Below are 23,448 nucleotides of genomic sequence, written 5' to 3'. Positions count from 1 at the left end.
CCAAGGCAGCCGGAGGCGGCCTCGCCACCTCCGGCGCCCGGTCACAGCAGGTTACCGAGAAGCGACCCGACAGCCCCGGTCACGGGTGCGACCACGCCCCCGACGACCTCGATCACGGGTTCGACGACGGGCACGACGGGAGCCACCACCGCCGGCACGGGCGGCGGCACGACCACGGGCGGAACCACCGCCGCCGGCGGAACCACGGCCACGGGTTGCGCCGGCTGAACGGGATCGGCGCGGTCGACCGGCGCCTGGCCGGCGGCGGCCGGGTTCCCCGGCTGCGGGTTCACCGCCGCCGCGGGCCCGCTCGTGCCGACCTGCACCCCGGCTGCGGGCTGCGGTCCCCCCGGCGCGGTGCCGCCCGCCGCCGCGGACAGGGGAAGGACGTTCGCGGGGATGGCGATCTGCGGCCCGGAGTTCCGGCCGGCACCCGGCACCTGCTTCTCCCCTGCGCCGGCGGCCGGCTGCTGCTGCGCCGCCCCCGGCGCAAGGCCCACCGGTGCGGAATTCGACCCGACGTCACCGGAGGCGGAGGTCGCCGGCTGGTTGGCCAGCAACAGCCCGGTACCGGCGATGAACGCGACCCCCGCGACGGCCAGCACTCCGGCCGAACCGCGAACCAGCAGCCGCCGGTGCCCGCTCGGATCGACGAACACCGGGTTGACACGACGGTTCGCCTCGACGGTGCCGGTTCCTTGCCGTTCGCCGGAACCGAGTCCGGCGAACAGGTTCGGACCTCGCGGATAATGGTGGGTGACCACGATTACTCCTCTATGCAGTTGTGAATCAGGGGAACCGGTCATGGGCCGGAGAAATCCGGCAGCGGCAAGCACGACGGGCGACTGGGCCCCGGTGACGCGGAAACAGTGTGGCAACTCCAGAACACGATCCGCGTGGTGCTCTCCGTCTCCCCAGCGTCGGTCCGGGCATGGGTGACAGCTAGGGCCTTATGCCACATCAACTGCGCCGAAGAGACCAACCTTCCGGGTTTCACACCTCCACACGGAGGCGTCACTGGTCCATTCGGATGAACCCTGCCGCCAGGCGAAACAACGGGCACCGCAGACCTGATTCTCTCAGAAGAAGGTGGGGTCTCGGGTCACCGAATTCGTTTTGTCGTGCGACACACGACCAGGTGAACGGCCGCAAAATCAGGGATTTGCCCGAGTGAGGAGGAGTAGCGTCCTTCAGCGAGTTGTCGTGCGATACGACGTCTCCAGAGGCAATTCTCCGCCCCGGCCCCCGGCGGCCCAGTCCCCGTGCCGAACCGGAAGTGGGCGACAAATGACCCTCGCGGCGAAGGACCACATCGGATTCCGCGGCTATTCGGTGGGCCAGCGGCTCGCCTACATCGATCGCACCCTGGACAGGCCCGGCCAGGTGGGGGTGCGAACCGGAATCGTCGCGGGAGCGTGTGTCGACGGGGACCTGGTACCTATGGCCGAGGCCGGCGCACCCCAGCCGGACGGTTCCCGGCTCGTCGCGGTCGCCGACCTCATCGGCGTCTCACCGCCGAGCGCACCGAACCGGCATCTGACCGACCGGAAGCCGCGTCACCTGTTTCGCAGCCTTTCCCGGATCGGCCGCCACCGACGGTGAGGCCGGGCAGGCCCGCGCCGGCAACTGTCCATTGAGGACGCTTCAGGCGCGGGCCGGCGTCGGATGTCACGCGGAGAGCCGGGAAGCCTGGCCGGCGCAGCTGTCCGGCATCCGCATGGAGCAGCGGACTCACCGTCAACGCAAAACCGGACCAGCCGGTACACAATGTTCACGTTAACAATCCACGAAACATGAGGAATGTTCGCGATAACGGCCCCGTCGTGGCACAGTGTGCCGGACTTGCCACTCCCTGCCCCGATGACCAGCAGAAGGGGTCCGTCATGCGCAGAACCCTCGCCGCCGTGACTGCGGTCGCCATCGCCTCGTCCGTGCTCACCGGCACCTCCGAAGCCGCGGGCACCGACTCCGGCACACTCTCGGTCCTGTCCTACAACGTCGCCGGCCTCCCCGAAGGAATCTCGAGCGCGCCCACACCACGCGCGTCGAGCACCACGGCCATCGGCGAGCGGCTCGGTCCCTACGACTTCGTCCACGTCCAGGAAGACTTCAACTACCACGCCAACCTCTACGCCGCCGACAGCCACCCTCACCGGACGCCCACCAGCGGTGGTGCGGGGATCGGCAGCGGCCTGAACTCCTTGTCCTCGTTGCCCTACGACTCCGACGACTTCGAACGCGTCCGGTGGAACTCCTGCCAGCTCGACTCCGGCGACTGCCTGACCCCCAAGGGCTTCACCTTCATGCGCCTGCGGCTGGCCGAAGGGGTGTACCTCGACGCTTACAACGTGCACACCAACGCCGGCACCTCCGCCGGCGACCTGACCTCCCGCGCGGACAACCTCAACCAGCTGTCGTCCTTCATCGCCGGCCACTCGGCAGGCAACGCCGTGCTGGTCATGGGCGACACCAACACCCGCTACACCCGCGCGGCGGACACCATCCGGGACTTCGCCTCCCGTAACGGGCTGACCGACGCCTGGGTGCAGCTCCAGCGGGGCGGTGTGCCCCCGGCCGCCGGGAGCGACGCCCTGGTGTGCGACGAGAACGCGGTCACCAACGACTGCGAAGTCGTCGACAAGGTGCTTTACCGGGGCAACCGGCTGGTGAACCTCAGCGCGACGTTCTACAACAACGAGCACGGGAAGTTCCTCGACTCCGCCGGAGCCATGCTGTCCGACCACGACCCGATCACGGTCCGGTTCAGCTGGACCCGCAACCCCGGCTACCAGCTCAGCGACCAGTTCGGCGGACCACACGGCGACTACTTCACCGATCTGGACCGAATTCCCGCCGGCGGGCGCGCGACCGCACTGACGATCCGCGCCGGTTCCCGGGTCGACCGGATAGGTCTCACCCTGGCCGATGGCACGACACTGGACCACGGCGGCAACGGCGGCACGGCGAAGTCGTTGACGCTGGCGGCAGGCGAATACGCCACGACCGCTTCTCTGTGCCGAGGCAGCTACAACGGGAACACCCGGGTCTTCTACGCCCGATTCACCACCAACACCGGGAAAACCCTCGAAGGGGGAACGACGACGTCGGACTGCACCACCTACACCGCACCGGCGGGCCGGCAGATCACCGGCTTCCACGGCCGATCCGGCGCCGAGGTCGACAAGCTGGGCCTCGTCTTCACCGCACGATGACGGGCCCGGTCGCCGGATGCTGTGGTGGTCGTCCGGACCCGACGGCCCGGAGCGAATCGCGTGGACCGTTCTGCCGAGTCGGCAGTGGGGTGCAAGAGTGGACGTCGTGGATCTGTCTCGCACGGAATCAGCTCCGCACGGGACACCTGCCGCACCCGACCTGGCACAGGCCGGTCTCCTCGTGTCGCTGCGTCGTCGTGTCCGCGCCGCGTGCGGCGAAGCCGGGATCCCTGTTGAAGACCGGGCCCGGCTGGTCTTGGCGGTCACCCTGCTCGCCGACCCCGTCCTCGGCGCCGGCGGAACCGTCGACCTGGACACCGCCGTGACCGCCGGTGTGCTCACCATCGGCGTCCGGTTGCCGGAGCCGTGGCCTCCGCCGCGGCTCGACGACCTGCCTCAGCCGGCCGCTCTGACGGACGGCGGCCGCGTCGTCTGGCGCCTGGTCGCCGGCGATCGCCCGGTCCCGGCGCCGGCCGACGACGAACTGGCGACCCGGCAGGAGCTGCTCGCGCTGACCGCCCGCGCGGATGCGCTCGTCCGGGAAGGGCGCGCGCTCCGGCACGAGCTGGCCGAAACCAACAGCGGCGTGCTGGCCATGTACGTGGAACTCGAACAACGCGACGAGCAGCTCCGCCACGCCCACGCCCGGATCTTCCGAGGTCTGGAAGACGCCCTGCGTCCCCTGCCACCGGCTGTCCCGGGACTGGAGCTCGGTGTCTGCTATTCCCCGACCGAGGCGGACTCGCCGACCGGCGGCGACCTCTACGACTGGTTCGTCCTGCCCGACGGCCGCCTGCACGTGACGCTGGTCGACGCCGTCGGCCACGGCGTCACCTCGACCAGGGACGCGCTCACCGTCACCCACGCCATCCGTACCCTCGCCCTGGACGGCCACCCCTTCCGGGACCTGATCGCCCACGCGTCCCGCACCCTCACCACGATCGCCCCGGCCCTCATGGCGACCGTGCTGCTGGCCCGGATCGACCCCGGCACCGGCGCCACCCAGCTCGCCAACGGCGGTCATCCCGAGCCCGTCCTGGTCGGCGCCTCGGGCGACACGCGGTTCCTCCGCCCGCCGGTCGTCGGCCGCGGTGTCGGTTTCCCGGACCCCGGCAGCCCCTGCCTCGTCGAGCTGGACCTGGGGCCGGGGGCCACGCTGCTGCTCTACACCGACGGGCTGGTCGAATCCCGCAAAGACGTCGACGAGGGCCAGGCCCGCCTGCTGGAGGTGGCTCGCCGGCACGCCGGCCGTCCGGTGCCGGACTTGCCGCGCGAGGTCGTCGCCCGGATGCACGATGTCGTCGTCTACGCGGACGACACCGTGCTCCTGGCCATCCGCCGGCCCGCGGCCGACGCACGGCGTTGACCCACTCGCCCGCGGTTATCCGCGGTGGCGGACGAGAAGGGCCAGCATCTCCGGCAGGTCGAAGAAGCGGGCGATGTCGAGCGCAGACCGCGGGCCGAGGGCGGGGTCGGCGCCCGCGGCCAAGAGGTGGGTGACGGTGGGCTCGGAGCGGCGGAACACCGCCGCTCCGAGCGCCGTCTGACCTCGGTCGTTGATCCGCGCCGTGTCGGCGCCCGCGTCGAGCAGCGCGCGCACCGTGGCCGGGTGGTCGTGGTACGCGGCCAGCACTAGCAGGGAGTCACCGGCCTCGTTGGTGAGGTTCACCGGTATCCCGGCCTCGATCGCCTCCGCCAGCCGTCCGGTGTCGCCGGTGCGGGCGAGGTCGAACAGCGAGCGGAGGTAGTCGAGTTCCGCATCGGTGAGTGCTTCGGTCACGACCGGCCGCCTAGGAGATCGCCGCGGGGAATCGCTCCCACACGCGGTGGGCCCCGAGCAGCTTCACCGTTTTCGTGAGCGCCGCCGCCGGGTCGTCCTCGGTGACGATTCCCGGCCCGGTGGCACAGCCGGCAGCCTCGAGCGCGGCTCGCCCGCTCCCCCACGCGCCGATGGCTTTTGCGTGCCGGAAGCACTCCTGGACCATGAGGACCACGCGCGGATCGACAACGGCGCCGGCTTCGGGGCCCTCGGCGGGCAGCACGTCCGCACCGGGCGGCGGGCCGCCCGCGAGCAGCAGGGCGTCGAACTCGACCGAACGGGCGGTGAGGAAGGTGCGCTGGGCGACCAGGCCGCTGTCGGCGTCGAGCGGCCCGCCGGTCGGCGCGATCAGCAGCGGCACCATGCCCTCGGCCAGGATGGTTTCGCGGACCGTCCGCACCCCGTCGAGGTCGGTGGGGTCGACCACGATCCCGATGATGCGGCCGTCGGTCGGCCACGTCCCGCCGAGCTGGGACAGCGCGGGGCTCGGCGTGACCTTCTTCTGCCGCCCGGGACCGGCCGGTGCGGGAAGACCGAGGCCCAGCGCCACCTTCTCGCACAGCTCGCGGTCCACATTGGCCAGCACGAGCAGCTCGCGTTCCTTGATCGCCTGCTCGTAACACTTGCCGAGTTCGAAGGTGAACGCCAGCACGACGTGCTCCTTCTCGATCGGCAACAGGCTCAGCCAGAACAGCCGCGCCTGCGTGTAGTGGTCGGCGAACGACACCGGTGACTGCCGGACCTTCGCGGCCTTCGGCAGCGGCTGAGCCACTTCGGCGAAGGGCTTGGCCCCGGCGTCGGCCTCGAACGGGTTGCCGCCGTCGAGGGAGTTCGGTTTGTACGGGGCGACACCGCCGTGGATCGCCTGCTGGTGGAAGCCGTCGCGTGTCAGGTCGTTGACCGGCACGTGCGGGCGGTTGACCGGGATCTGGTTGAAGTTCGGTCCCGCCAGCCTGGTCAGCTGGGTGTCCAGGTAGGAGAACAACCGCGCGTGCAGCAGCGGGTCGTCGGTGACGTCGATGCCGGGCACCAGGTTCCCGACGTGGAACGCGACCTGCTCGGTCTCGGCGAAGTAGTTCGTCGGGTTCCGGTTGAGCGTCAGCATCCCCACCGGCTGCACCGGCGCGAGCTCCTCCGGCACCAGCTTCGTCGGGTCCAGCAGGTCGATGCCTTCGAACGTCTGCCTCGGGGTGTCCGGGAAGATCTGCAGGCCGAGCTCCCACTGCGGGAACGCGCCGGACTCGATGGCGTCGGCGAGGTCGCGGCGGTGGAAGTCCGGGTCGACGCCGTTGAGCAGCTGCGCCTCCTCCCAGACCAGGGAGTGCACGCCCAGCTTCGGCTTCCAGTGGAACTTCGCCAGCGCGGACTCCCCGTCGGCGTTGACGAGCCGGAAGGTGTGCACCCCGAAGCCCTCCATCGTCCGGTAGGAGCGCGGGATCGCGCGGTCGGACATCTGCCACAGCACGTGGTGAGTGGCTTCGGTGTGGGTCGACACGAAGTCCCAGAACGTGTCGTGGGCACTCTGCGCCTGCGGGATCTCGCGGTCCGGGTGGGGTTTGGCCGCGTGGATGATGTCGGGGAACTTGATCCCGTCCTGGATGAAGAAGACCGGGATGTTGTTGCCGACCAGGTCGAAGTTGCCTTCCTGGGTGTAGAACTTCGTCGCGAAGCCCCGGGTGTCGCGCACGGCGTCGGCCGACCCGCGCGAGCCGACGACCGTGGAGAACCGCACGAACACCGGCGTCTCGACCCCGTTGCCCAGGAAGCCGGCCTGGCAGACGTGCGAGGCCGTGCCGTAGCCGACGAACACGCCGTGCGCGCCGTAACCACGCGCGTGCACGACCCGCTCCGGGATGCGCTCGTGGTCGAAGTGCATGACCTTCTCGCGCAGGTGGTGATCCTGCAGCAGGGTCGGGCCGCGCTCCCCCGCTTTCAGGGAATGGTCGGTGTCGGGCAGCCGGACGCCGGTCGAGGTCGTGAGGTACGCACCCTGCTGCCCCACCGACGATTTCGGTGCGCCGGTCGGCGCGCCCGTCGGGGTGACCGTTTCCGGCCCGTCCTGGTCCGGTTTCGGCGGCAGCGGCCCACGCGGGTCGACCGGTTCCTCGAGGGACGGGGCTTCGCTACCGGGGGTGCCGGGAATCGGGGGGTTCGTCAGCTCGGTGACCTTCTCCACCGCCTTCTCGAGCGCGGTCTTGACGAGCTTGCCAGGGGTCTTGCGGGCCACTGCGTCCTCCTCGTGGTGGAAAGCTGAGGGATCAGATACCCGCAGAGCCGCCGGCTAACCGGCGACTGTCCTCTCCACGCACCAGGATTATCTCGCCGCAGCCGGGGTAACCACCGGAAAGACGGCGTCGGTGTCAAAAACAGGGCAGGTGGCCATGAAGATCATTCCTCCGGTCGAAGCAGCCCTTCCCGACTACATACGCTCCGTGGCGACCGAACTGGGGTTGCCGGCCGAAGACGCCACCACCGACTCGGCCGAACCGATGTGCGCGGAGATCCGCTTCGCCGGCCGTCCCGCAGACCGCCTCGACCGGGACTTCCTCCTGATCTGGGACGCCCGCGACGGCTGGCAACTCGCGGCCACCGACGGCGCCTCGACCGCGATGCACGTGATCGCCGCCCTGCCGGGCCCGGTCCAGCCCGATCCGCGAACGGTGGCGGACTTCACCCTCAACGCCCTCGGCGAACGGGGTGAACGCCTCGTCCGGCGCCAATGCGACGGCGACCGGCTGGCCCAGCTGCTCGATCGCCACACCGCCGGCTTGAGAGGGAATCCGGTCGGTCCCGGGCGTACCCCGGCCCGTGGTTTCCACCGATCCCGGCCGAACAGCGGTCAGTAGTGCGCACGTTCACCTGCCCGCACTGCGCGAACCTGCTGTTCTTCGAGAACTCGGCCTGCGTGGTGTGCGGCACCGAGGTCGGCTACGACCGCGCCACCGGGTTGATGCTCCGCGCCACCGACCGCGATCGCTGCGCCAACGCCGAACTCGCCGGCTGCAACTGGCTCGCCGCGGGCGGCCCCCTGTGCGGCTGCTGCGCGCTGACCCGGACCCGCCCCGCCGACGAAGACGTCGACGCCCTCGAAGCCTTCCGCGCCGCGGAAGCCGCCAAACGACGGCTGCTCTACCAGCTGGACGACCTCGGCCTGCCGGTGACCCCGCGGACCGCCGATCCCGTGCACGGCCTGGCGTTCGACCTGCTGTCCAGCACCGAGCAGCCGGTGACCACCGGGCACGCCGGCGGCGTGATCACCATCGACCTCGCCGAAGGTGACGACGGGTTCCGCGAAGGCCTGCGCGCCCGGCTGGCCGAGCCGTACCGCACCCTCCTCGGCCACTTCCGGCACGAGATCGGCCACTGGTACTGGGACCGGCTGGTCGCCGACGCGCCCGGCGCGTTCCGGGACCTGTTCGGCGACGAGCGGGCCGACTACCAGCAGGCCCTGGAGAAGCACTACGGCAGCGACGTCGGCACCGGCTGGGCGGAAGACCACGTCAGCCACTACGCGGCCGCGCACCCCTGGGAGGACTGGGCCGAAACCTTCGCGCACCTGCTGCACATCCGCGACACCGTGCAGACCGCCGCGGCGCTCGGCGTCCTCGTCGCCGGCACGCCGATCGCGCCCCACCCCGGCAGTCGCGTCGACGCCGTCCCCGAAGACCGGACCGATGACGTCGACGAACTGATCGCGACCTGGATCCCCTTGTCGCGCGCCCTCAACCAGCTCAACCGCAGCATGGGCAAGGACGACCTCTACCCGTTCGCACTGGCGCCCGCGGTGCAGACGAAGCTGCGGTTCGCCGGCGCGATCGTGGCCGCGAACCGGACGTGAACGAACGCACGGCTGCCGCGGCTTCCCGTCAGTCGGCCGCGCTGCTTTCGGCGTCGCGCTGGACCCTGTTGTGCTGCTGAGCTTCATGGAGCTGGTCTTCGAGGGTGACGATGCGGCACGCGGCGTCGATGGCGGTGCCCTGATCGACCATCTCACGCACCCGGGCGGCCAGGCGCAACTGGTGCCGGGAGAAGCGGCGGTGCCCACCGGCGGAGCGCTGCGGGGTGATCAAGCCGGCCTCGCCCAGGCTGCGCAGGAAACCTTGGGTGGTGCCGAGCATCTCGGCGGCCCGGCCCATCGTGTAGGCGGGGTAGTGGTCGTCGTCGAACTTGTCGGCTCCGCTGGGCGTGCCGGGTCCTTGTTGGTCAGGAATCATTCCACCTCCACATCACAAAGGACCCCGGGTGCCACTGCGGCACCCGGGGTCCTCAAGGGTTGGGTTTCACCATTGTCAACCGGCGCGACCGCCGGCTTCCTGCACCCGCGTCCGGCCTGAAGCCGGATCGTGCGGGGATCGCTTACTCGTGACCGAGCACCACCTCCGAACTCGATGGAACTGCGGCACCCGCGCGGCATCACCTGGCCGCTGCGGGCGATCCAATGATGGTTCCGTTCCCTTCTCTCCTGTGTTTTCCACTTACCTGGTACTGCTACGAACGTCACTGCGGGGACCCTTTCCACGATCGGTCCCAGCACGCTGACGCCGCTGGCCACTGCCCGGAGCCCCGTTCGAAGATCGGCTCCGGCCACCTGACCGGTCCTGCACTACTGCTACTGCTTGCACTGACTACACACTTCTGATCTTCGCGAGCACACTTGCTCTGCTCCCGGTCACCAGCCGAAACCTTGTTCCGTGATCGGCTCCGTGCTGCCTGACCGGCTTGTCTCACCTCGCGGGTAGTTACGTCATCTCCCGCGCCTGCTTGACGTTGTCTCTCTCGGTACAAAGAGAACACTACACACGCCCGCCGTTGAATGTCTACTCCGGTCGGCATAGATTTTCTGGCGGCAGTCGATCGGGTGACGAGGAGGGCGCACGGCCATGAGTGACGACATCCACCAGCAGAGCCCGCTCGATGAGCGGTACGGCCTGGTCGGGGTGCGTGATCTGGGCGAGTACGCCGAAGCCCTGACGCGGTTGCTGGAGCGGGGCCGGCGGGAGCGGTGCGCGGCTGTGCTGTCGGAGGCCGAGGCCTACGCGGCGGCGGAGCTGCTGGGGCAGTTCGCCCAACTCGACCCGCTGGGTGCGTTGAACCGGCTGGCCGCGTCCCTGGCCGGTCGCATCTACAGCCGTCTCGGTGCCTGAACACCCGCGACGCCGACATGGGACGGTTCAGCCGGCGACGGCGATCACGTGCTTGCCGAGGACGCCGCCGCGTTCGAAAGCCTGGTGCGCCAACCTGATGTCCGCCAGCGGATGGATGCTGTCCACCACCGGGCGCAACGCACCCGAGGCGACGTAGCCGGCCAGATCACGCAGCACGGCCTCGCCGGGGTTGGCGCTGAACGCGCGGATGCGGCGGGAGCCGTGCACGGTCGAAGCGGCGATCGCCGCGAAAGCGGGGCCCGACAGGCCGATGGTGACCATCCGGCCCGAGCTGGTCAGCCGGCTCCGGTAGCAGGTGAGCTCCGAGCCGACCGTGTCGAAGATGACGTCGAACGGCCCGAGCCGGTCCGAAGTGGTGGTCCCGTAGTCGAAGACCTCGTCGGCGCCCAGGTCCCGCAGTGCGGCGGCGTGCCAGTCGCGGGCCAGCGCGGTGACGTGGCCGCCCATCGCGTGGGCCAGCTGCACCGCGGCCGTGCCCACACCCCCGGCGGCGCCTCGCACCAGGACCCGCTCACCGGCGGCGAGGCGCACGACGTCCCGCAACCCGATCAGCGCGGTGGCACCGGCGACCACCAGCGATGCAGCTTCAGCGGACGAAATGCCGGCCGGCGCGGCGCTCAGCCGCCCGGCGGGGACCACGACGTACTCGGCCGCACCCGCCACAGCGTGCTTCTCACGGGGATGCACCGTGCCCCAGACCCGGTCCCCGACCCGGAGGCCGCGAACGTCGGGGCCGGTCGCGGCGACAACACCGGCGAAGTCCAGCCCGAGCCCGATCGGGAACTTCCGCCCCGACACCATGCGCAGCCCGCCCGACCGGACCAGGGTGTCGTGCCCGTTCACGCTGGCGGCCTCGACCGCGACGAGGACGTCACCGGCGCCGGGAGCAGGCCGGTCGACGGTGGTGACGAGCAGGACGTCCGGAGTGCCGAAGCCGGTGATCTGAACGGCCTTCATGGTGGTGTTCCTTTCCCGATCCGATGTGGTGAGACCGATCCTGGGACACCTTCGGCGCGGCACGGTCGTTCGCCTTGTCCTGGGTCCGCCAGACCCACCTTCGGCCGGGCGAGCCCGCATAAGCTGTGGTCATGACCGACGACCCCCGGCGCGAACTCGCCGAGTTCCTGCGCACCCGCCGGACCCGGATCACCCCGCAGGAAGTCGGCCTGGAACCCGGCCCCCGGCGACGGGTCGCCGGTCTGCGGCGTGAAGAACTGGCCCTGCTGGCCGGGGTCAGCACGGACTACTACCAGCGGATGGAACAGGGCCGCGACGTCCGGCCCTCCGACCAGGTCCTCGACGCCCTGGCCCGCGCCCTGGACTTCTCCGCCGAAGAGACCCGGCACCTGCACAGCCTCGCCGCCGCCGCGCGTACGCCCGCACGACCCCCGCGGCGCTACGAGCCGGAGGAGGTGCCGCCCACCACGCTGCGGCTGCTGCGCACGATGCCGACGCCGGCGCTGGTCGTCGGCCGCTTCCTCGACGTGCTGGCCTGGAGCCCGCTGGGCGGCGCGCTGCTGGGCGAGTTCACCCGGCTGCCCCAGGGCGAGCGGAACCTGCTGGCCCTGCTGCTGCACCCCGACGCCGGCGAGGTGTGCCCGGAGCGGACGGCGACCGTCGCCGAGCTGACCGGGATGCTGCGGGCGCAGGTCGCCGCCGAACCGGGCCACCCGCGCGCGGTGGAGCTGGTCGGCGAGCTCGCGGTCTCGAGCGACGAATTCGCAACGCTCTGGGCGCGCCACGACGTCCTGGAGACCACCCGCGGGCAGATGCGCGTCGACCACCCGATGGTCGGGGAACTGAACCTGGACTGGGACGCCTACCCGATCCCCGGCTCCCCCGGCCCCCTGCTCATGGCCTTCACCGCCGAAGAAGGCAGCCCGGACGAAGAGCGGCTGCGGCTGCTCGCGAGCTTGCTCACCACCGCCGAGGCCTGACCACCGGTCGTTCCTCCCTGACGACATCCCGGTAGGCGACCCGCTCGGCCCCGATGACTTGACGGATTGATAGAGTCATCAATCCAGGAGGTGCTCATGCCCGCGAGGTCCCGCACGACCGAGCCGCTCTACCGGATCAAGGCCGACCTGTTCAAATGCCTCGCCCACCCCACCCGGATCCAGGTCCTGGAGGTGCTCGCCGCCGCCGGTGACGAGGGGGCACCGGTGACCCAGCTGCTCGAGGTGACCGGCTGCGAAGCCTCCCAGCTGTCGCAGCACCTCGCGGTCCTGCGCCGCACCGGAGTCGTCACCTCCACCCGCACCGGCAACGCCGTCGAATACTGGCTCGCCCAGCCGCTGGTCGCCGAACTCCTCGTGGTGGCGCGCGCGTTCCTGCTCGCGAGCCTGCGCACCGACTCCGGGCAGCTGGCCGCGGCGCGCGAACTGCCGCCGCTGCCCGGCGCGAGCCCCCAGGCCGTCCTCGACACGATCTCGGCCCGGGTGTGAGCGTCCTCGCGACGGCCCGGGAGCTCCTGCCCGGCCGGGCCGACTACAACACCAGGCCGCCGATCCTGCGCGCGGACCTGCTCGCCGGGATCACCGTCGGCGTTGTCGCCCTGCCGCTGGCCCTGGCGTTCGGGGTCAGTTCCGGCGCCGGCCCCGCCGCCGGCCTCGCCACCGCCGTCGTGGCCGGCATCGTGGCCGCCGTGTTCGGCGGCTCCCCGGTCCAGGTGTCCGGGCCGACCGGGGCCATGGCCGTCGTACTGGCCCCGATCGTCGCGACGCACGGCGCGTCCTCGGTGGCCGTGATCGCGGTCCTCGGCGGACTGGTCGTGCTCGTCGCCGGCGCCGCGCGCCTCGGCCGGCTGGTCGGCTACCTCCCGTGGCCGGTCGTCGAGGGCTTCACGCTCGGGATCGCCTGCATCATCTTCCTGCAGCAGGTCCCCGCCGCGATCGGCACGACCGCGCCCGCGGGTGAGAACCCGTTGCTGGCCGCCGGAACCGCGCTCGCGCACGCCACGGGCGGGGCCGGCCCGGCCGCCTGGGCGGCGGGGACGATGGCGCTGGTCGCCGTGCTGATGCTCGCGCTGCCGAAGCTGCACCGCGGGATACCGGCTTCGCTGGTCGCGGTCGTGCTGTCCACCGTCGCCGCGGAACTCGTCCACGCGCCTGTTCCGCGCATCGGCAGCCTGCCCAGCACACTCACCCTCACGCTGCCGTCGTTCGCCCCCGGAGCGGTCCGCGACCTCGCCGGTGCCGTCGTCGCGGTCGCCGCGCTCGCGGCGATCGAATCCCTGCTCTCCGCCCGTGTGGCCGCGACGATGACACGCGGCGATCCCGCGGTCGGCCCCACCCGCCCGGACCGCGAGCTCGTCGGCCAGGGCCTGGCCTCGATCGCCAGCGGGCTCTTCGGCGGCATGCCCGCCACCGGCGCGATCGCCCGCACCGCGGTCAACGTCCGCTCCGGCGCCCGCACCCGCCTCTCGGCCATCACCCACGCCCTGGTCATCCTCGTCGTGATCTACGCCGCCACCGGGCTCGTGTCCCGGATCCCCTTGGCGGCACTCGCCGGCGTCCTCATGATCACCAGCATGCGCATGGTGCCGCTCGCCACGGTCCGCGAAGTCGTGCGTGCCAGCCGCTCCAGCGCGGCGACCTTCGCCGTGACCGCGATCGTCACCGTCGCGGCCGACCTCATCCTCGCCGTCGAGATCGGGCTGCTCGTCGCCGCCTTCTTCGCGTTACGGCACCTCGCCCGCGCAACCCGCGCACCGCGCGGCTCGCTGCCCGGGCCCGCCCTCCCGGGCGACGAGCACATCGCGGTGTTCGGGTTCGAAGGCGCCATGTTCTGGGGCGCCTCCGAACGTGTCCTCACCGACCTCGAGGACACCGCCGACAACGTCCTCGTCGTCATCCTGCGGCTCTCCCGCCTGCACATCCTCGACGCGACCGGCGCGAGAGCGCTCGGCGACACCATCGAGACCCTCGAAGCCCGGGGCATCACCGTGCTGGTCAAGGGAATCCAGGAGCACCACCAGCACCTCCTGACGACCACCGGGGCCCTGGCCAAACTGCGCCACGGCAACCACTCGTTCACCAGTCTCGACGACGCCGTCACCCACGCCCGGTCCCACGTGCGACGTAAAGCGCAGCTGACTCGGACGGACTGAAAGGCCGGAACATCAGCCGGGTGCTTGAACCTCGGTCGCCGGCTGCTCCCGGCCGGCCGCCCACGACGCCAACAGGGCCAGGCCGTCCGCCGTCGCCGTGCCGGCGGGTGCGGTGTAGACGGTCAGGTGCAGGCCGGGTTCGGCAGGCAGCTCCATCGACTCGACGTCCAGGTCGAGCCGGCCCACCACCGGGTGGTGCATCCGCTTGCGTCCGGACCGGTGGAGCCGGACGTCCTGCGATGCCCACCGCTGCCGGAACAGTTCACTGCGTGCCGACAACTCACCGACCAGGGCGATCAGCTCCTCGTCGTGCGGATTGCGGCCGGCTTCCATGCGTAGCTTCGCGGCCGTATCGCCGGCGATCCGGTCATAGTCGACGAAGAACGTTTTTGCCGATTCGGGATCCAGGTACAGGAACCGCGCGATGTTCGCCGGCCGTCGCGTGTCGGCGAGCACTGGTGAAAACAGCGCGCGGGCAAGGGGATTCATGGCCAGCACGTCATAACGGGCCGTGCAGATCCACGCCGGCGCATCGGCGATGGCGTCGAGCACCCGCTGAAGCGCCGGACGCACCGTCGCGGCGGGTCGCCGGCGGCGTGGACCGCTCGGCGCCCTGGACTGCCGCGCCAGGTGGAACAGGTGATCGCGCTCGGCCTCGTCGAGGTGCAGGGCAGCGGCCAACGCGTCGAGCACCCCGTCGGAGGTGCCGGCGAGGCCGCCGCGCTCCATCCGCACGTAGTAGTCGACCGACACCCCTGCCAGCAAAGCCACCTCTTCGCGACGCAGACCTTTGACCCGGCGATTGCCGCCGTAGACGGCCAGTCCGGCCTGCTCGGGCGCGATCCGCGCCCGACGCGAGCTCAGGAATTCCTTGATCTCGGTGCTCAGATCGATCATGGCCACCCCTTCACCGTAGGCCCTGACCGCAGGCGCAGGGAGGTACTGCTGGTACCCCGACGTCTAGGTACCCGATGCGGTCGTGGCGATGCCGCCGTCGACCGGGATGACGGCGCCCGTGAGGTAAGAACCGGCCCGGCCGGCGAGGAACACGGCGATACCTGCCATGTCGTCGTCACGGCCGAGCCGGCGCAGCGGGGCCTTCGCCACGATCGTGTCACCGATGGCGTCGAGCGTGGACGCCATCATCTGCGACGGGAACGGTCCCGGGGCCACCGCGTTCACCGTGACGTGCTGTGGGCCCAGTTCCCTGGCGAGCACCCGGGTGAGTTGATGGAGTCCCGCTTTGCTGCTGGCGTAGGAGTAGTTGGGCGAATCGGCGACGTGGATGGCGGCGATGCTGCCGATGTTGACGATCCGCGCGGGATCATCGGCGGTGCCCGCCCTGCGGAGTGCCGGGAGCAGCGCGTGCACCAGCCAGAACGGCGCCTTGAGGTTGAGGTCGAGCACTGCGTCCCAGGCCTCGTCCGGGAACGTCTCCAGCGGCTCGCGCCACATCGCTCCCGCGTTGTTGACGAGGATGTCCAGGCGTTCCGAGCTGGCCATGACAAGATCAGCGAGGCGCTGACACTCGTCGTGCCGGGACAGGTCGGCGGGGATTGCTTGGACGTCGCCGAATTCGGACAGCAGATGCTGTGCCTCCGCGCACGTGTCCAGCTTGCGTGAGCTGATGACAACGCGGGCGCCTGCCTGCAGAAGCCCGCGCGCTATCATCATCCCGATGCCACCGGTGCCGCCGGTGACGAGTGCGTACTTCCCACTCAGATCAAAAAGGTCTGCGTGAGTGGTGAACTGGTTGTCCGCCATGGGTTTTTGTACCTTCTATCGTGGAAGCATCTGCTGACCCGGTCGCGCGTCCGGTTCAGCTGAAGTGAACGGGTTCTTGGGACTCGACCAGGTTGGCAGGCGTCCTGGAGGTCCGGGAGACCCTGGTGATCCAGGTACTATGAGGGCTCCTTTGCCTGGTGCGCCGCACGTTTCCGAGGGCGAAGAAGAAGGTCAGCCCGATGACGACGCGCGGCGCGGTGTGACGCACCGCTCGACCGGAATCAGATCCGCGGCACAGCCGCAGGCGATGATCTGCGACGGCAGGTCGATCAGGACGTGGGTTACTCCGGCCGGCAGCCGGTGGTGGCCCGGCGTTGGCCAGGTTCCCGCGGCCTCACAAGGGGCCGCTACTGCGCATCGCCCAGCAGCAAAACCCTCAGCGGGGATTCGTCTGCCAGGCGGTGATCCGGGCGCTGATCATGATGACCAGCACGGCGGCAGCGACCAGGGCCACGGCCGCGACGGTGTCGAGGTCGCGCACGGTCATCGTGTCCTCGGTGAGGCGGGCGCCGATCGTGGACAGCACCTGGTTCGTGAGGAAGGCGGCCCACCACCAGGAGACCAGCTCGGCGCCCGGCGTCGGGTACAACAGCCCCGTACCGCGCGGCCGCTGGGGGTTGCTCGCGTTCCAGACGTCCCGGACGACCATCTGCGGGAACCAGAAGCTGACGATCGGCACGATCCAGCCGAGCACGGCCCACATCGGCGACTGCCGGTGCCGGGCGGGTTCGATCACCTCGGCATTGGTGCGGGCGAGCCACAACCAGCGCATGAAGACGATCCCGGTGACCGCCTGGATCCCGAGGTAGGTCCAGTCCACGGCCAGCCAGACGGAATCGGGGAAGGCACCCCACTCGCCCGCGACGTCCGCGAGGCCGACCGCGGTGGTCACGACGATCAGGATCGCGGACGCGCTTTGCCACCCGGCGAGCGGCCGAACCCGCGGGATCGGTCTCTGCGGAACGGGCGCGTAGTAGTTCGGCTGCATGGCTCCCCCAGTCCACTGCGTGAACCAGGAGAAAAGCAAGTGCCGCGACGCGTGTCAAGTGACCTTCACCGGTGCACGCCGGCAGGACCGTGGTCCTGCCGGCGCCGTCCCCGGTCGGTCACTAGTAGTGGTAGCACCGGCCCGGCACGTCGTTCGACGTGAACCGCATCGCGTTCCGGGTGTTGGGGCCGTACCCGCCGTCCGGAGTGGTGCCGATGGTGGACTGCACGCCCTTGACGGCCGCTTCCGTCCTCGGCCCGAAACTGCCGTCGACGGAAAGGTTTCCGACCAGCTCGCCCGAGTAGGGGCTCGCCAGGTGGACGTTCGGGTAGCAGGTCTTCAGCGTGTACTGCAGGCCGCGCACGACGGCGGAATTCGCGGCCTGGGTCCTGCTGATGAGACAGGTGACGTTCCCGCTGCCGGTCGCGGGCACGGAAAGGTTGTTGCCGCCTCGGTTCACGTTGACCATGGTCGTGCACAACGGTGTCGCCGCGGACGCGACGCCGGACGGCACCAGCGTGAGTGCCATCGCGGCGAGAACGGTGGCAATGCCGGCGGCGAAGTGTCCGAAGATGCCGGATCGGTTGTTCATGAGCTTCTCCCCTCAGGTGACTGTTGCCGCGCGACCGCCGCCGGACGGGCGACGAGCACAGGCCCCGGCGATGGCGCTCGGATGGTGCGGGTGAGCACGTTTCCTCCTCTGGTCGCAGACCTGCCGGTGGTGCCGGCGCACGCGGCCCGGCCCCCAGGCCCCGGCCGCGCCGCCACGCCGAAGATGGTGGGCTCCCGGCTCCCGGCAACGTCACCGTGTTCTGGCAATCGCCTGGTCAGCGGTCGTGAGCGGGTGCGCGGCGGAGTAGTAAGGGGCTCCGGGGAGGTGGGCATCGTGGGGACGGAGCTGCGTGTGCTCGGGCAGGTCGAGCTGCGGGTCGACAACCGGCTGGTGGAGGTCGGGCACGCGCGGCAGCGGTGCGTGCTGGCGGTCCTGCTGGTGGAAGCGAACCGGGTCGTCACGATGGAGCAGCTGCTGGACCGCGTGTGGGCGGATCGCTTGCCCCACAAGGCACGGCACGTGGCGAGCAACTACGTGTCGCGGCTGCGACGGGTGCTGGCCGGCGACGTCGCGGTTGTGCGACACGGTGGTGGATACGTGCTGGAGGTGGATCCGGATGCGGTGGATCTCCACCGGTTCCGCCGGCTCGTCGAAGAGGCGCGCGGGCGAAGGGACGCACAGGCGCTGGCGCTGTTGGAGGAAGCGGCGGAACTGTGGCGAGGTGAGGCGTTCGAATCGCTGGACACGCCATGGATCGCCGCGGTGCGCGAAGGGCTGGCACGCGAGCGGTTCGCCGCCGACATCGACCGCGTGGACCTGGCGCTCGCCCGGGGCAGGCACGCGGCATTGTGCGCGGAACTGGCCGAGCGAGCGGATTCGCACCCCTTGGACGAACGGGTCGCCGGGCAGCTGATGCTCGCCCTGTACCGCAACGGCCGCCAGGCCGAGGCACTCCTGCGGTTCGAAAGCATCCGGGCCCGCCTGGCCGGCGAGGTGGGTGCCGATCCGGGGCCGGAGCTGCGGGAGCTTCACCGGCGAATCCTGGACGTCGATCCCGTTCTCGGCCGTACCGCGACGCCGGACGTGCCCCGGCAGCTCCCCGCGCCCCCGGTGCTCACGGGCCGCGTCACCGAGCTGACGCGGCTGGACGGAGCCCTGGCGGACACGTCCGGCACGATGCTGATCTCGGCGATCGGCGGAGCGGGCGGGATCGGCAAGACCTGGCTCGCGCTGGCGTGGGCGCACCGCCACCTGGATCGGTTTCCCGACGGGCAGTTGTTCGTGGACCTGCACGGGTTCAGCCCCGCGCAAGGACCGATGGCCCCGGCGGTGGCGGTGCGCGGATTCCTCGACGCCCTGGGCGTCGAGCCCGGCCGGATCCCGGTCGACCCGGACGCGCAGGCCGCGCTGTACCGGAGCCTGGTCGCCGACCGGCGGATGCTGATCGTGCTGGACAACGCCGCCACCGCCGAGCAGGTCGTCCCGCTGCTGCCGGGCAGCCCGGCCTGCACCGTGCTGATCACCGGCCGCACCAAACTCGCCTCGCTGATCGACCGGCACGGGGCCCGGCACCTGACGCTGGGCGTGTTCAGCCGGGCCGAGGCGCGCGCCCTGCTGGTCGCGCGCCTCGGTGCCGGTCGCGTCGCCGACGAGCCCGCAGCCGTCGACGAGCTGGTCGAGCTGTGCGGGGGCTACCCGCTGGCCCTGTCGATCACCGCCCGCAACGCCATCACCCGCCCCGCCGTCCCGCTGGCCGAAATCGCCGCCGAACTGCGCGTGCTGGGCATGAAAGTGCTCGACCACGACACCGACCCCACGGCCAGCCTGCCCGCCGTGCTGTCCTGGTCCCTGCGTCCGCTCACCGATGAACAGCGCACCGTGTTCGGGCTACTGGGCGTCGCGCCCGGCCCCGACACGACCCTGCCCACCGTGGTCTCCCTCGCCGGCCTGTCCACGACTGCCGCGCGCAAGGCCTTGTCGGCGCTGGAGGAGGCATCCCTGGTCGAACGGCGGCCCCACGGCCGGTACACGATGCACGACCTGGTCCGCGCCTACGCCACCACCACCGCCCTCGAGCTGGACGGGCCGACGCGGGAGGCGGCACTGCGGCGGGTGGTGGACTTCTACCTGCACACCGCGTTCGCCGCCGACCGGCTCCTCAACCCCTACCGCCCGCCGATCCGGCTCGGCCGGCCGGCTCCCGGCACCCGGCCCGAGCCGCTGTCCGACGGCTCGGTCGCGTTGGCGTGGCTGGATGACCACCACCCGCACCTGCTGGCGGCCCAGCGCGCGGTCGCCGCGCACCACGACCACCGGACCGTGTGGCACCTGGCTTGGATCCTCACCCTCTTCCACCAACGGCGGGGGCGTCTCCACGACGACCTGGCCGTCTGGCAGGCCGCGCTCGAGGCCGCCGGCCACCTGCCCGACCCCGCACCCCGCATCCACGCCCACCGGTTCCTCGGCTCCGTCCACACCGGACTCGAGCACCACGAGCAGGCCCTCGCCCACCTGCACCGAGCCCTCACTCTGGCCGAGCACCACGACGACCACTCCCAGCAGGCCCACACCCACCTCGCCCTCGCGACGGCCTGGCAGCGGCAGGGGGACGCCCGGCAGGCCCTGGAGCACGCCCGCCGCGCCCTGGACCTCTTCCGCCGCCTGGACCAGCCAGTGTGGGAAGCCGAAGCACTCAACCTGATGGGCTGGCACGCCGCCCACCTGGGCGACCACAACACGGCCCGCGGCCACTGCCAGGCCGCCCTCGTCCTGCTCCGCCGGCACCACGATCCCCACGGCGAGGCGGCCATCCTGGACAGCCTGGGCTACATCGACCACCACTCCGGTCACCCACGCCAGGCCGTCCACCACTACGGCCAGGCCCTCACGCTGTACCGCACCCTCGGCCACAGCTACGAGGTCGCCAACACCCTCGACAACCTCGCCCACCCCCACGCGGCCCTCGGCGACCACGCCCGAGCCCGCGAGGCCTGGCGGGAAGCACTTGAGCTGTACCGGGAACAAGGTCGCGACGACGACGCAAGCCGCGTCCGACGCCGGCTCGACGAGCTCGACGGCCCGCGATGACGGCACGCCAGGCGGGCGAGGTTACCAGCGGATGGAGGAAAGGTGTTTCGACGACGCGTCGGAGACGAGCACGCAGGACCACTGGCCGAGTTCAATGCACTACGCGCCGAGATCCTTCAGCTTTCCGACCAGCAGCACAGAACAACGACCGTACTGATTACGACAACGGGCGCCGTTTTCGGCTTTGCGCTATCCGGCAGTGGACGCATGCCGTTCCTGCTGATTATTCCGTGGATTGCATACATTCTGTGTGCACAATGGATCCATGTGGACGACCTGGCCAACCGGGCAGCGCACTACATTCGGGTTGAGCTCGACTCGAAAGTTCCCGGAGGCCTCGGCTGGGAAAGCTGGCTCGAAGAGAGGCGGGGCGACCTGAAGCTCGGCAGAGCACTGGTGAGGACGTGGACGCAACCGGCGGTACTTGTGTATCCGGCAATGTCCTCTCTTGCATTAGCGGCGACAGCAGTCTGGTTTTACAGCACGAGGCAGCCCAGGACCAGCCCGATGGCGCTCTTGGGAACGACAGCCTGGTTTTTCGACCTGGCGATCACCGCGCTGTCATTGGCTTTGATGCTGCGACCGAACAAGCGAACCGCCAGAGGAGATTTCTCGTACTAGTGGCCACAGCACCGCTACGAGATCTCCGCCGACGCCGACGCGCTCACGCCGGCAGCTCGACGACCACCAGCGCACCCCGCCCGCCCGGCGGATCCTCGAACCGTGCGCGCCCACCATGGGCCGCCGCGGTGTCTGCGACGATCGCCAGGCCCAGACCCGATCCCGGCAGCGCACGCGCCGCCGGGGCTCGCCAGAACCGCTCGAACGCTGGTCCCCGGTCCTCCGGAGCGACCCCCGGACCATCGTCGGCGACGGAGATCCGGCCCGGCACCGAACGAACCGTGACCACGGACCCCGCCGGCGAGAACTTGATCGCGTTGTCGAGCAGGTTGAGGATCATCCGCTCCAGCGCGCCGGCGTCACCACGGATCGGCCACTCGGCGTTCTCGACCTCGAACGTGTGGTCCCGGGCACGGCTCGACGCCCGCCGGACCGCCTGCCGGACGACGGTGGCCATGGCGACCTCGGTGTGGTCCAGTTCGTGTTCGTCGCGGGCGAGGACAACGAGTTCGGTGACGAGGTCGCCGAGCTCCTCCGCCTGCACCTGCAGCCGGTCCAGCGTGCGGGCGCGCTGCCCGTCCGCCAGCGGCCGGCCGACGTGCTCGCTGCGGGCGAGCAGGTCGATGTTGGTGCGCAGGCTGGTCAACGGGGTGCGCAGCTCGTGGGCCGCGTCCGCCACCAGCGCCCGCTGGCGACGGCGGGACTCGGCGAGCGCGCCGGTCATCGCCGCGAACGCGCGGCCCATCCGGCCGACCTCGTCGCGGCCGGACACCTCGACCGGGAGCTCGAGGTCCTGGGTCCGGGCGATCTCCTCGGCGGCGCCGGTCAGCCGCGCCATCGGCTCGAGGGTCCGGCGGGTGAGCAGCAGGCCCGCCGCGGCCGCGAGCGCCGCACCCAGCACCGACACCACGACCAGGACGGTGCGCAGCCCTGTCAGCGTGTTCTCGACCTCGGCGAGGCTGCGCGAGATGGCCAGGACGTTCCCGTCACCGGCCGGGCCGAGCAGCACCCGCACCGGCGTGCCGGACTGCGTGTGGCCGTCCCGCAGGGTCACCGTCCGCGTCGTCCGGTCCGACGGCTCGAGGACGACCGAGTCCACGCCGGCGGGCGAGCACGTCGTCCCGTCCGCCTTGAGCAGCTGGACACCTTCGAGGAACCGCTGCAGCGGACGGCCGCCGTTCACGGCCCGGCACAGATCGGCCCAGTCCGGCTTCGGCAGGGCAGGGTCCTGCGCGCCGGGCGGCGGCCAGCCGCCGAGCAGCGTCTCGTCCAGCTGCGCGCGCAGGTTGTGCTGCGTGGCCACGTAGGTCACGGTGCTGATCGACGCGATCGCGAACGCCACGATCGCCGCGGTGATCAGCGCGACGCGGCTGCGCAGCAGTATCCGGCGCTCTCCGCGGCGGTTCACGGCGCCCGCAACACGAACCCGACACCGCGGACGGTGTGCAGCAGCCGGCTCGCCCCGCCCGCCTCGGTCTTGCGCCGCAGGTACCCGACGTAGACGTCGAGGTTGTTGGTACGGCTGGGTTCCCGCCCCCACACCGCCTGGCGCAGCTGGTGCTTGGTCAGCACCTTGCCCGGGGCGTCCAGGAAGGCCGTCAGGAGGTCGAACTCGGTCGGCGTCAGCTCCATCCGCTGCCCGCCGCGGGTGACCTCGCGGGTGTGCGGGTCGAGCGTGAGGTCGGCGAACCGGCGGACCTCGGGCGCGGACCGGCGGCCGCGGTTCTGCTTCAACAGCGCCCGCACGCGGGCGAGCAGCTCCTCCAGGGCGAACGGCTTCACGAGGTAGTCGTCGGCCCCGGAGTCGAGGCCGGTGACCCGGTCGCCGAGCGCGTCGCGCGCGGTGAGCATCAGCACCGGCAACCGCTCGCCCGCCGCGCGGATGCGCCGGCAGGTCTCCAGGCCGTCGACGCCGGGCATCATCACGTCGAGGATCACCAGGTCGGGCCTCCGGTCACCGGCGACGGCTTCGAGCGCCGTCGCCCCGCAGGTCGCCGTGCCGACGTCGTAGCCCTCGAACTCCAGGCTGCGCTGAAGGCTTTCCCGCACGTCGGGATCGTCGTCCACCACCAGCAGTCGCACCGGGCAGAGGCTACGCGGCCGAGCTGTG

22 protein-coding genes are annotated in these 23,448 nt (G+C 70.9%); 11 read left to right on the top strand and 11 right to left on the bottom strand.

Annotation, left to right across the window (positions count from 1 at the left end):
- Positions 1–41: 41 nt before the first annotated feature.
- Positions 42–806: a hypothetical protein gene (locus ACIA5G_RS45425; protein ID WP_395935202.1), complete on the bottom strand. Its 765-nt coding sequence runs from the start codon at positions 804–806 to the stop codon at positions 42–44.
- 481 nt (positions 807–1,287) lie between these two features.
- On the opposite strand from ACIA5G_RS45425, the gene ACIA5G_RS45420 reads away from it, so the two are divergent.
- From ACIA5G_RS45420 to ACIA5G_RS45410, 3 genes are all read left to right on the top strand, one after another.
- Positions 1,288–1,602 (top strand): hypothetical protein, encoded by a 315-nt coding sequence (locus ACIA5G_RS45420; protein WP_395935200.1) that lies wholly within the window; start codon positions 1,288–1,290, stop codon positions 1,600–1,602.
- A 281-nt stretch (positions 1,603–1,883) separates the two neighbouring features.
- Entirely contained in the window at positions 1,884–3,212 is a 1,329-nt protein-coding gene (locus ACIA5G_RS45415; RefSeq protein WP_395935198.1) for a jacalin-like lectin, read from the top strand.
- A 106-nt stretch (positions 3,213–3,318) separates the two neighbouring features.
- A complete protein-coding gene (locus tag ACIA5G_RS45410) occupies positions 3,319–4,578 on the top strand; it encodes a PP2C family protein-serine/threonine phosphatase (protein WP_395935196.1) in 1,260 nt (419 codons plus the stop codon).
- Positions 4,579–4,593: 15 nt separating this feature from the next.
- Here ACIA5G_RS45410 and ACIA5G_RS45405 read toward each other — a convergent pair whose 3' ends face one another.
- Positions 4,594–4,992, bottom strand: a complete 399-nt coding sequence (locus ACIA5G_RS45405) for an ankyrin repeat domain-containing protein (RefSeq protein ID WP_395935194.1) — start codon at positions 4,990–4,992, stop codon at positions 4,594–4,596.
- Between the two features lie 10 nt (positions 4,993–5,002).
- The gene (locus ACIA5G_RS45400; protein ID WP_395935192.1) at positions 5,003–7,258 is read right to left on the bottom strand and encodes a catalase; all 2,256 of its coding nucleotides are present in this window, start codon (positions 7,256–7,258) and stop codon (positions 5,003–5,005) included.
- Positions 7,259–7,412: 154 nt separating this feature from the next.
- Here ACIA5G_RS45400 and ACIA5G_RS45395 point away from each other — a divergent pair, with 154 nt between their 5' ends.
- Both ACIA5G_RS45395 and ACIA5G_RS45390 read left to right on the top strand, forming a co-directional pair.
- Positions 7,413–7,877 carry a DUF6292 family protein gene (locus ACIA5G_RS45395; protein ID WP_395935450.1) on the top strand — a complete coding sequence of 155 codons (465 nt, stop codon included), beginning with the start codon at positions 7,413–7,415 and terminating at the stop codon, positions 7,875–7,877.
- Positions 7,877–8,869, top strand: coding sequence for a putative zinc-binding metallopeptidase (locus ACIA5G_RS45390; RefSeq protein WP_395935190.1), 993 nt, complete (start codon positions 7,877–7,879; stop codon positions 8,867–8,869). The genes ACIA5G_RS45395 and ACIA5G_RS45390 overlap by 1 nt, the downstream gene beginning before the upstream one ends.
- Positions 8,870–8,897: 28 nt before the next feature.
- On the opposite strand, the gene ACIA5G_RS45385 is transcribed toward ACIA5G_RS45390, so the two are convergent.
- Positions 8,898–9,245, bottom strand: a complete 348-nt coding sequence (locus ACIA5G_RS45385) for a helix-turn-helix domain-containing protein (protein WP_395935188.1) — start codon at positions 9,243–9,245, stop codon at positions 8,898–8,900.
- Positions 9,246–9,911: 666 nt separating this feature from the next.
- On the opposite strand from ACIA5G_RS45385, the gene ACIA5G_RS45380 reads away from it, so the two are divergent.
- A complete protein-coding gene (locus tag ACIA5G_RS45380; RefSeq protein WP_395935186.1) occupies positions 9,912–10,175 on the top strand; it encodes a hypothetical protein in 264 nt (87 codons plus the stop codon).
- Positions 10,176–10,202: 27 nt separating this feature from the next.
- Here the strand turns inward: ACIA5G_RS45380 and ACIA5G_RS45375 are convergent, their stop codons facing one another.
- Positions 10,203–11,153 carry an NAD(P)-dependent alcohol dehydrogenase gene (locus ACIA5G_RS45375; RefSeq protein WP_395935184.1) on the bottom strand — a complete coding sequence of 317 codons (951 nt, stop codon included), beginning with the start codon at positions 11,151–11,153 and terminating at the stop codon, positions 10,203–10,205.
- 131 nt (positions 11,154–11,284) lie between these two features.
- On the opposite strand from ACIA5G_RS45375, the gene ACIA5G_RS45370 reads away from it, so the two are divergent.
- From ACIA5G_RS45370 to ACIA5G_RS45360, 3 genes are all read left to right on the top strand, one after another.
- On the top strand, positions 11,285–12,133 hold the full coding sequence (locus ACIA5G_RS45370; protein ID WP_395935182.1) for a helix-turn-helix transcriptional regulator: 849 nt from the start codon (positions 11,285–11,287) through the stop codon (positions 12,131–12,133).
- 96 nt (positions 12,134–12,229) lie between these two features.
- Complete coding sequence (locus ACIA5G_RS45365) at positions 12,230–12,640, top strand: ArsR/SmtB family transcription factor (protein WP_395935180.1); 411 nt, start codon at positions 12,230–12,232, stop codon at positions 12,638–12,640.
- On the top strand, positions 12,637–14,304 hold the full coding sequence (locus ACIA5G_RS45360; protein WP_395935178.1) for a SulP family inorganic anion transporter: 1,668 nt from the start codon (positions 12,637–12,639) through the stop codon (positions 14,302–14,304). Before ACIA5G_RS45365 ends, ACIA5G_RS45360 begins: the two co-directional genes overlap by 4 nt.
- 12 nt (positions 14,305–14,316) lie before the next feature.
- Here ACIA5G_RS45360 and ACIA5G_RS45355 read toward each other — a convergent pair whose 3' ends face one another.
- The 4 genes from ACIA5G_RS45355 to ACIA5G_RS45340 form a co-directional block, all read right to left on the bottom strand.
- Positions 14,317–15,207, bottom strand: coding sequence for a helix-turn-helix domain-containing protein (locus tag ACIA5G_RS45355; RefSeq protein WP_395935176.1), 891 nt, complete (start codon positions 15,205–15,207; stop codon positions 14,317–14,319).
- A gap of 57 nt (positions 15,208–15,264) precedes the next feature.
- Positions 15,265–16,068, bottom strand: a complete 804-nt coding sequence (locus ACIA5G_RS45350) for an SDR family oxidoreductase (RefSeq protein ID WP_395935174.1) — start codon at positions 16,066–16,068, stop codon at positions 15,265–15,267.
- Positions 16,069–16,465: 397 nt separating this feature from the next.
- Complete coding sequence (locus tag ACIA5G_RS45345) at positions 16,466–16,981, bottom strand: DUF4328 domain-containing protein (protein WP_395935172.1); 516 nt, start codon at positions 16,979–16,981, stop codon at positions 16,466–16,468.
- Between the two features lie 217 nt (positions 16,982–17,198).
- Positions 17,199–17,669 carry a peptidoglycan-binding protein gene (locus ACIA5G_RS45340; RefSeq protein ID WP_395935170.1) on the bottom strand — a complete coding sequence of 157 codons (471 nt, stop codon included), beginning with the start codon at positions 17,667–17,669 and terminating at the stop codon, positions 17,199–17,201.
- Positions 17,670–17,963: 294 nt separating this feature from the next.
- On the opposite strand from ACIA5G_RS45340, the gene ACIA5G_RS45335 reads away from it, so the two are divergent.
- Both ACIA5G_RS45335 and ACIA5G_RS45330 read left to right on the top strand, forming a co-directional pair.
- Complete coding sequence (locus ACIA5G_RS45335; protein WP_395935168.1) at positions 17,964–20,717, top strand: BTAD domain-containing putative transcriptional regulator; 2,754 nt, start codon at positions 17,964–17,966, stop codon at positions 20,715–20,717.
- Between the two features lie 42 nt (positions 20,718–20,759).
- Positions 20,760–21,338: a hypothetical protein gene (locus ACIA5G_RS45330; RefSeq protein ID WP_395935166.1), complete on the top strand. Its 579-nt coding sequence runs from the start codon at positions 20,760–20,762 to the stop codon at positions 21,336–21,338.
- Positions 21,339–21,381: 43 nt separating this feature from the next.
- Here ACIA5G_RS45330 and ACIA5G_RS45325 read toward each other — a convergent pair whose 3' ends face one another.
- Positions 21,382–22,746 carry an ATP-binding protein gene (locus tag ACIA5G_RS45325; protein WP_395935164.1) on the bottom strand — a complete coding sequence of 455 codons (1,365 nt, stop codon included), beginning with the start codon at positions 22,744–22,746 and terminating at the stop codon, positions 21,382–21,384.
- Positions 22,743–23,420, bottom strand: a complete 678-nt coding sequence (locus ACIA5G_RS45320; RefSeq protein ID WP_395935162.1) for a response regulator transcription factor — start codon at positions 23,418–23,420, stop codon at positions 22,743–22,745. Before ACIA5G_RS45320 ends, ACIA5G_RS45325 begins: the two co-directional genes overlap by 4 nt.
- Positions 23,421–23,448 lie beyond the last annotated feature (28 nt).

The organism is Amycolatopsis sp. NPDC051758 (genome assembly GCF_044453095.1).
GTDB lineage: Bacteria > Actinomycetota > Actinomycetes > Mycobacteriales > Pseudonocardiaceae > Amycolatopsis.
The sequence above is the reverse complement of the archived record's forward strand: the minus strand, read 5'-3'. Positions and strand labels throughout refer to the sequence as shown.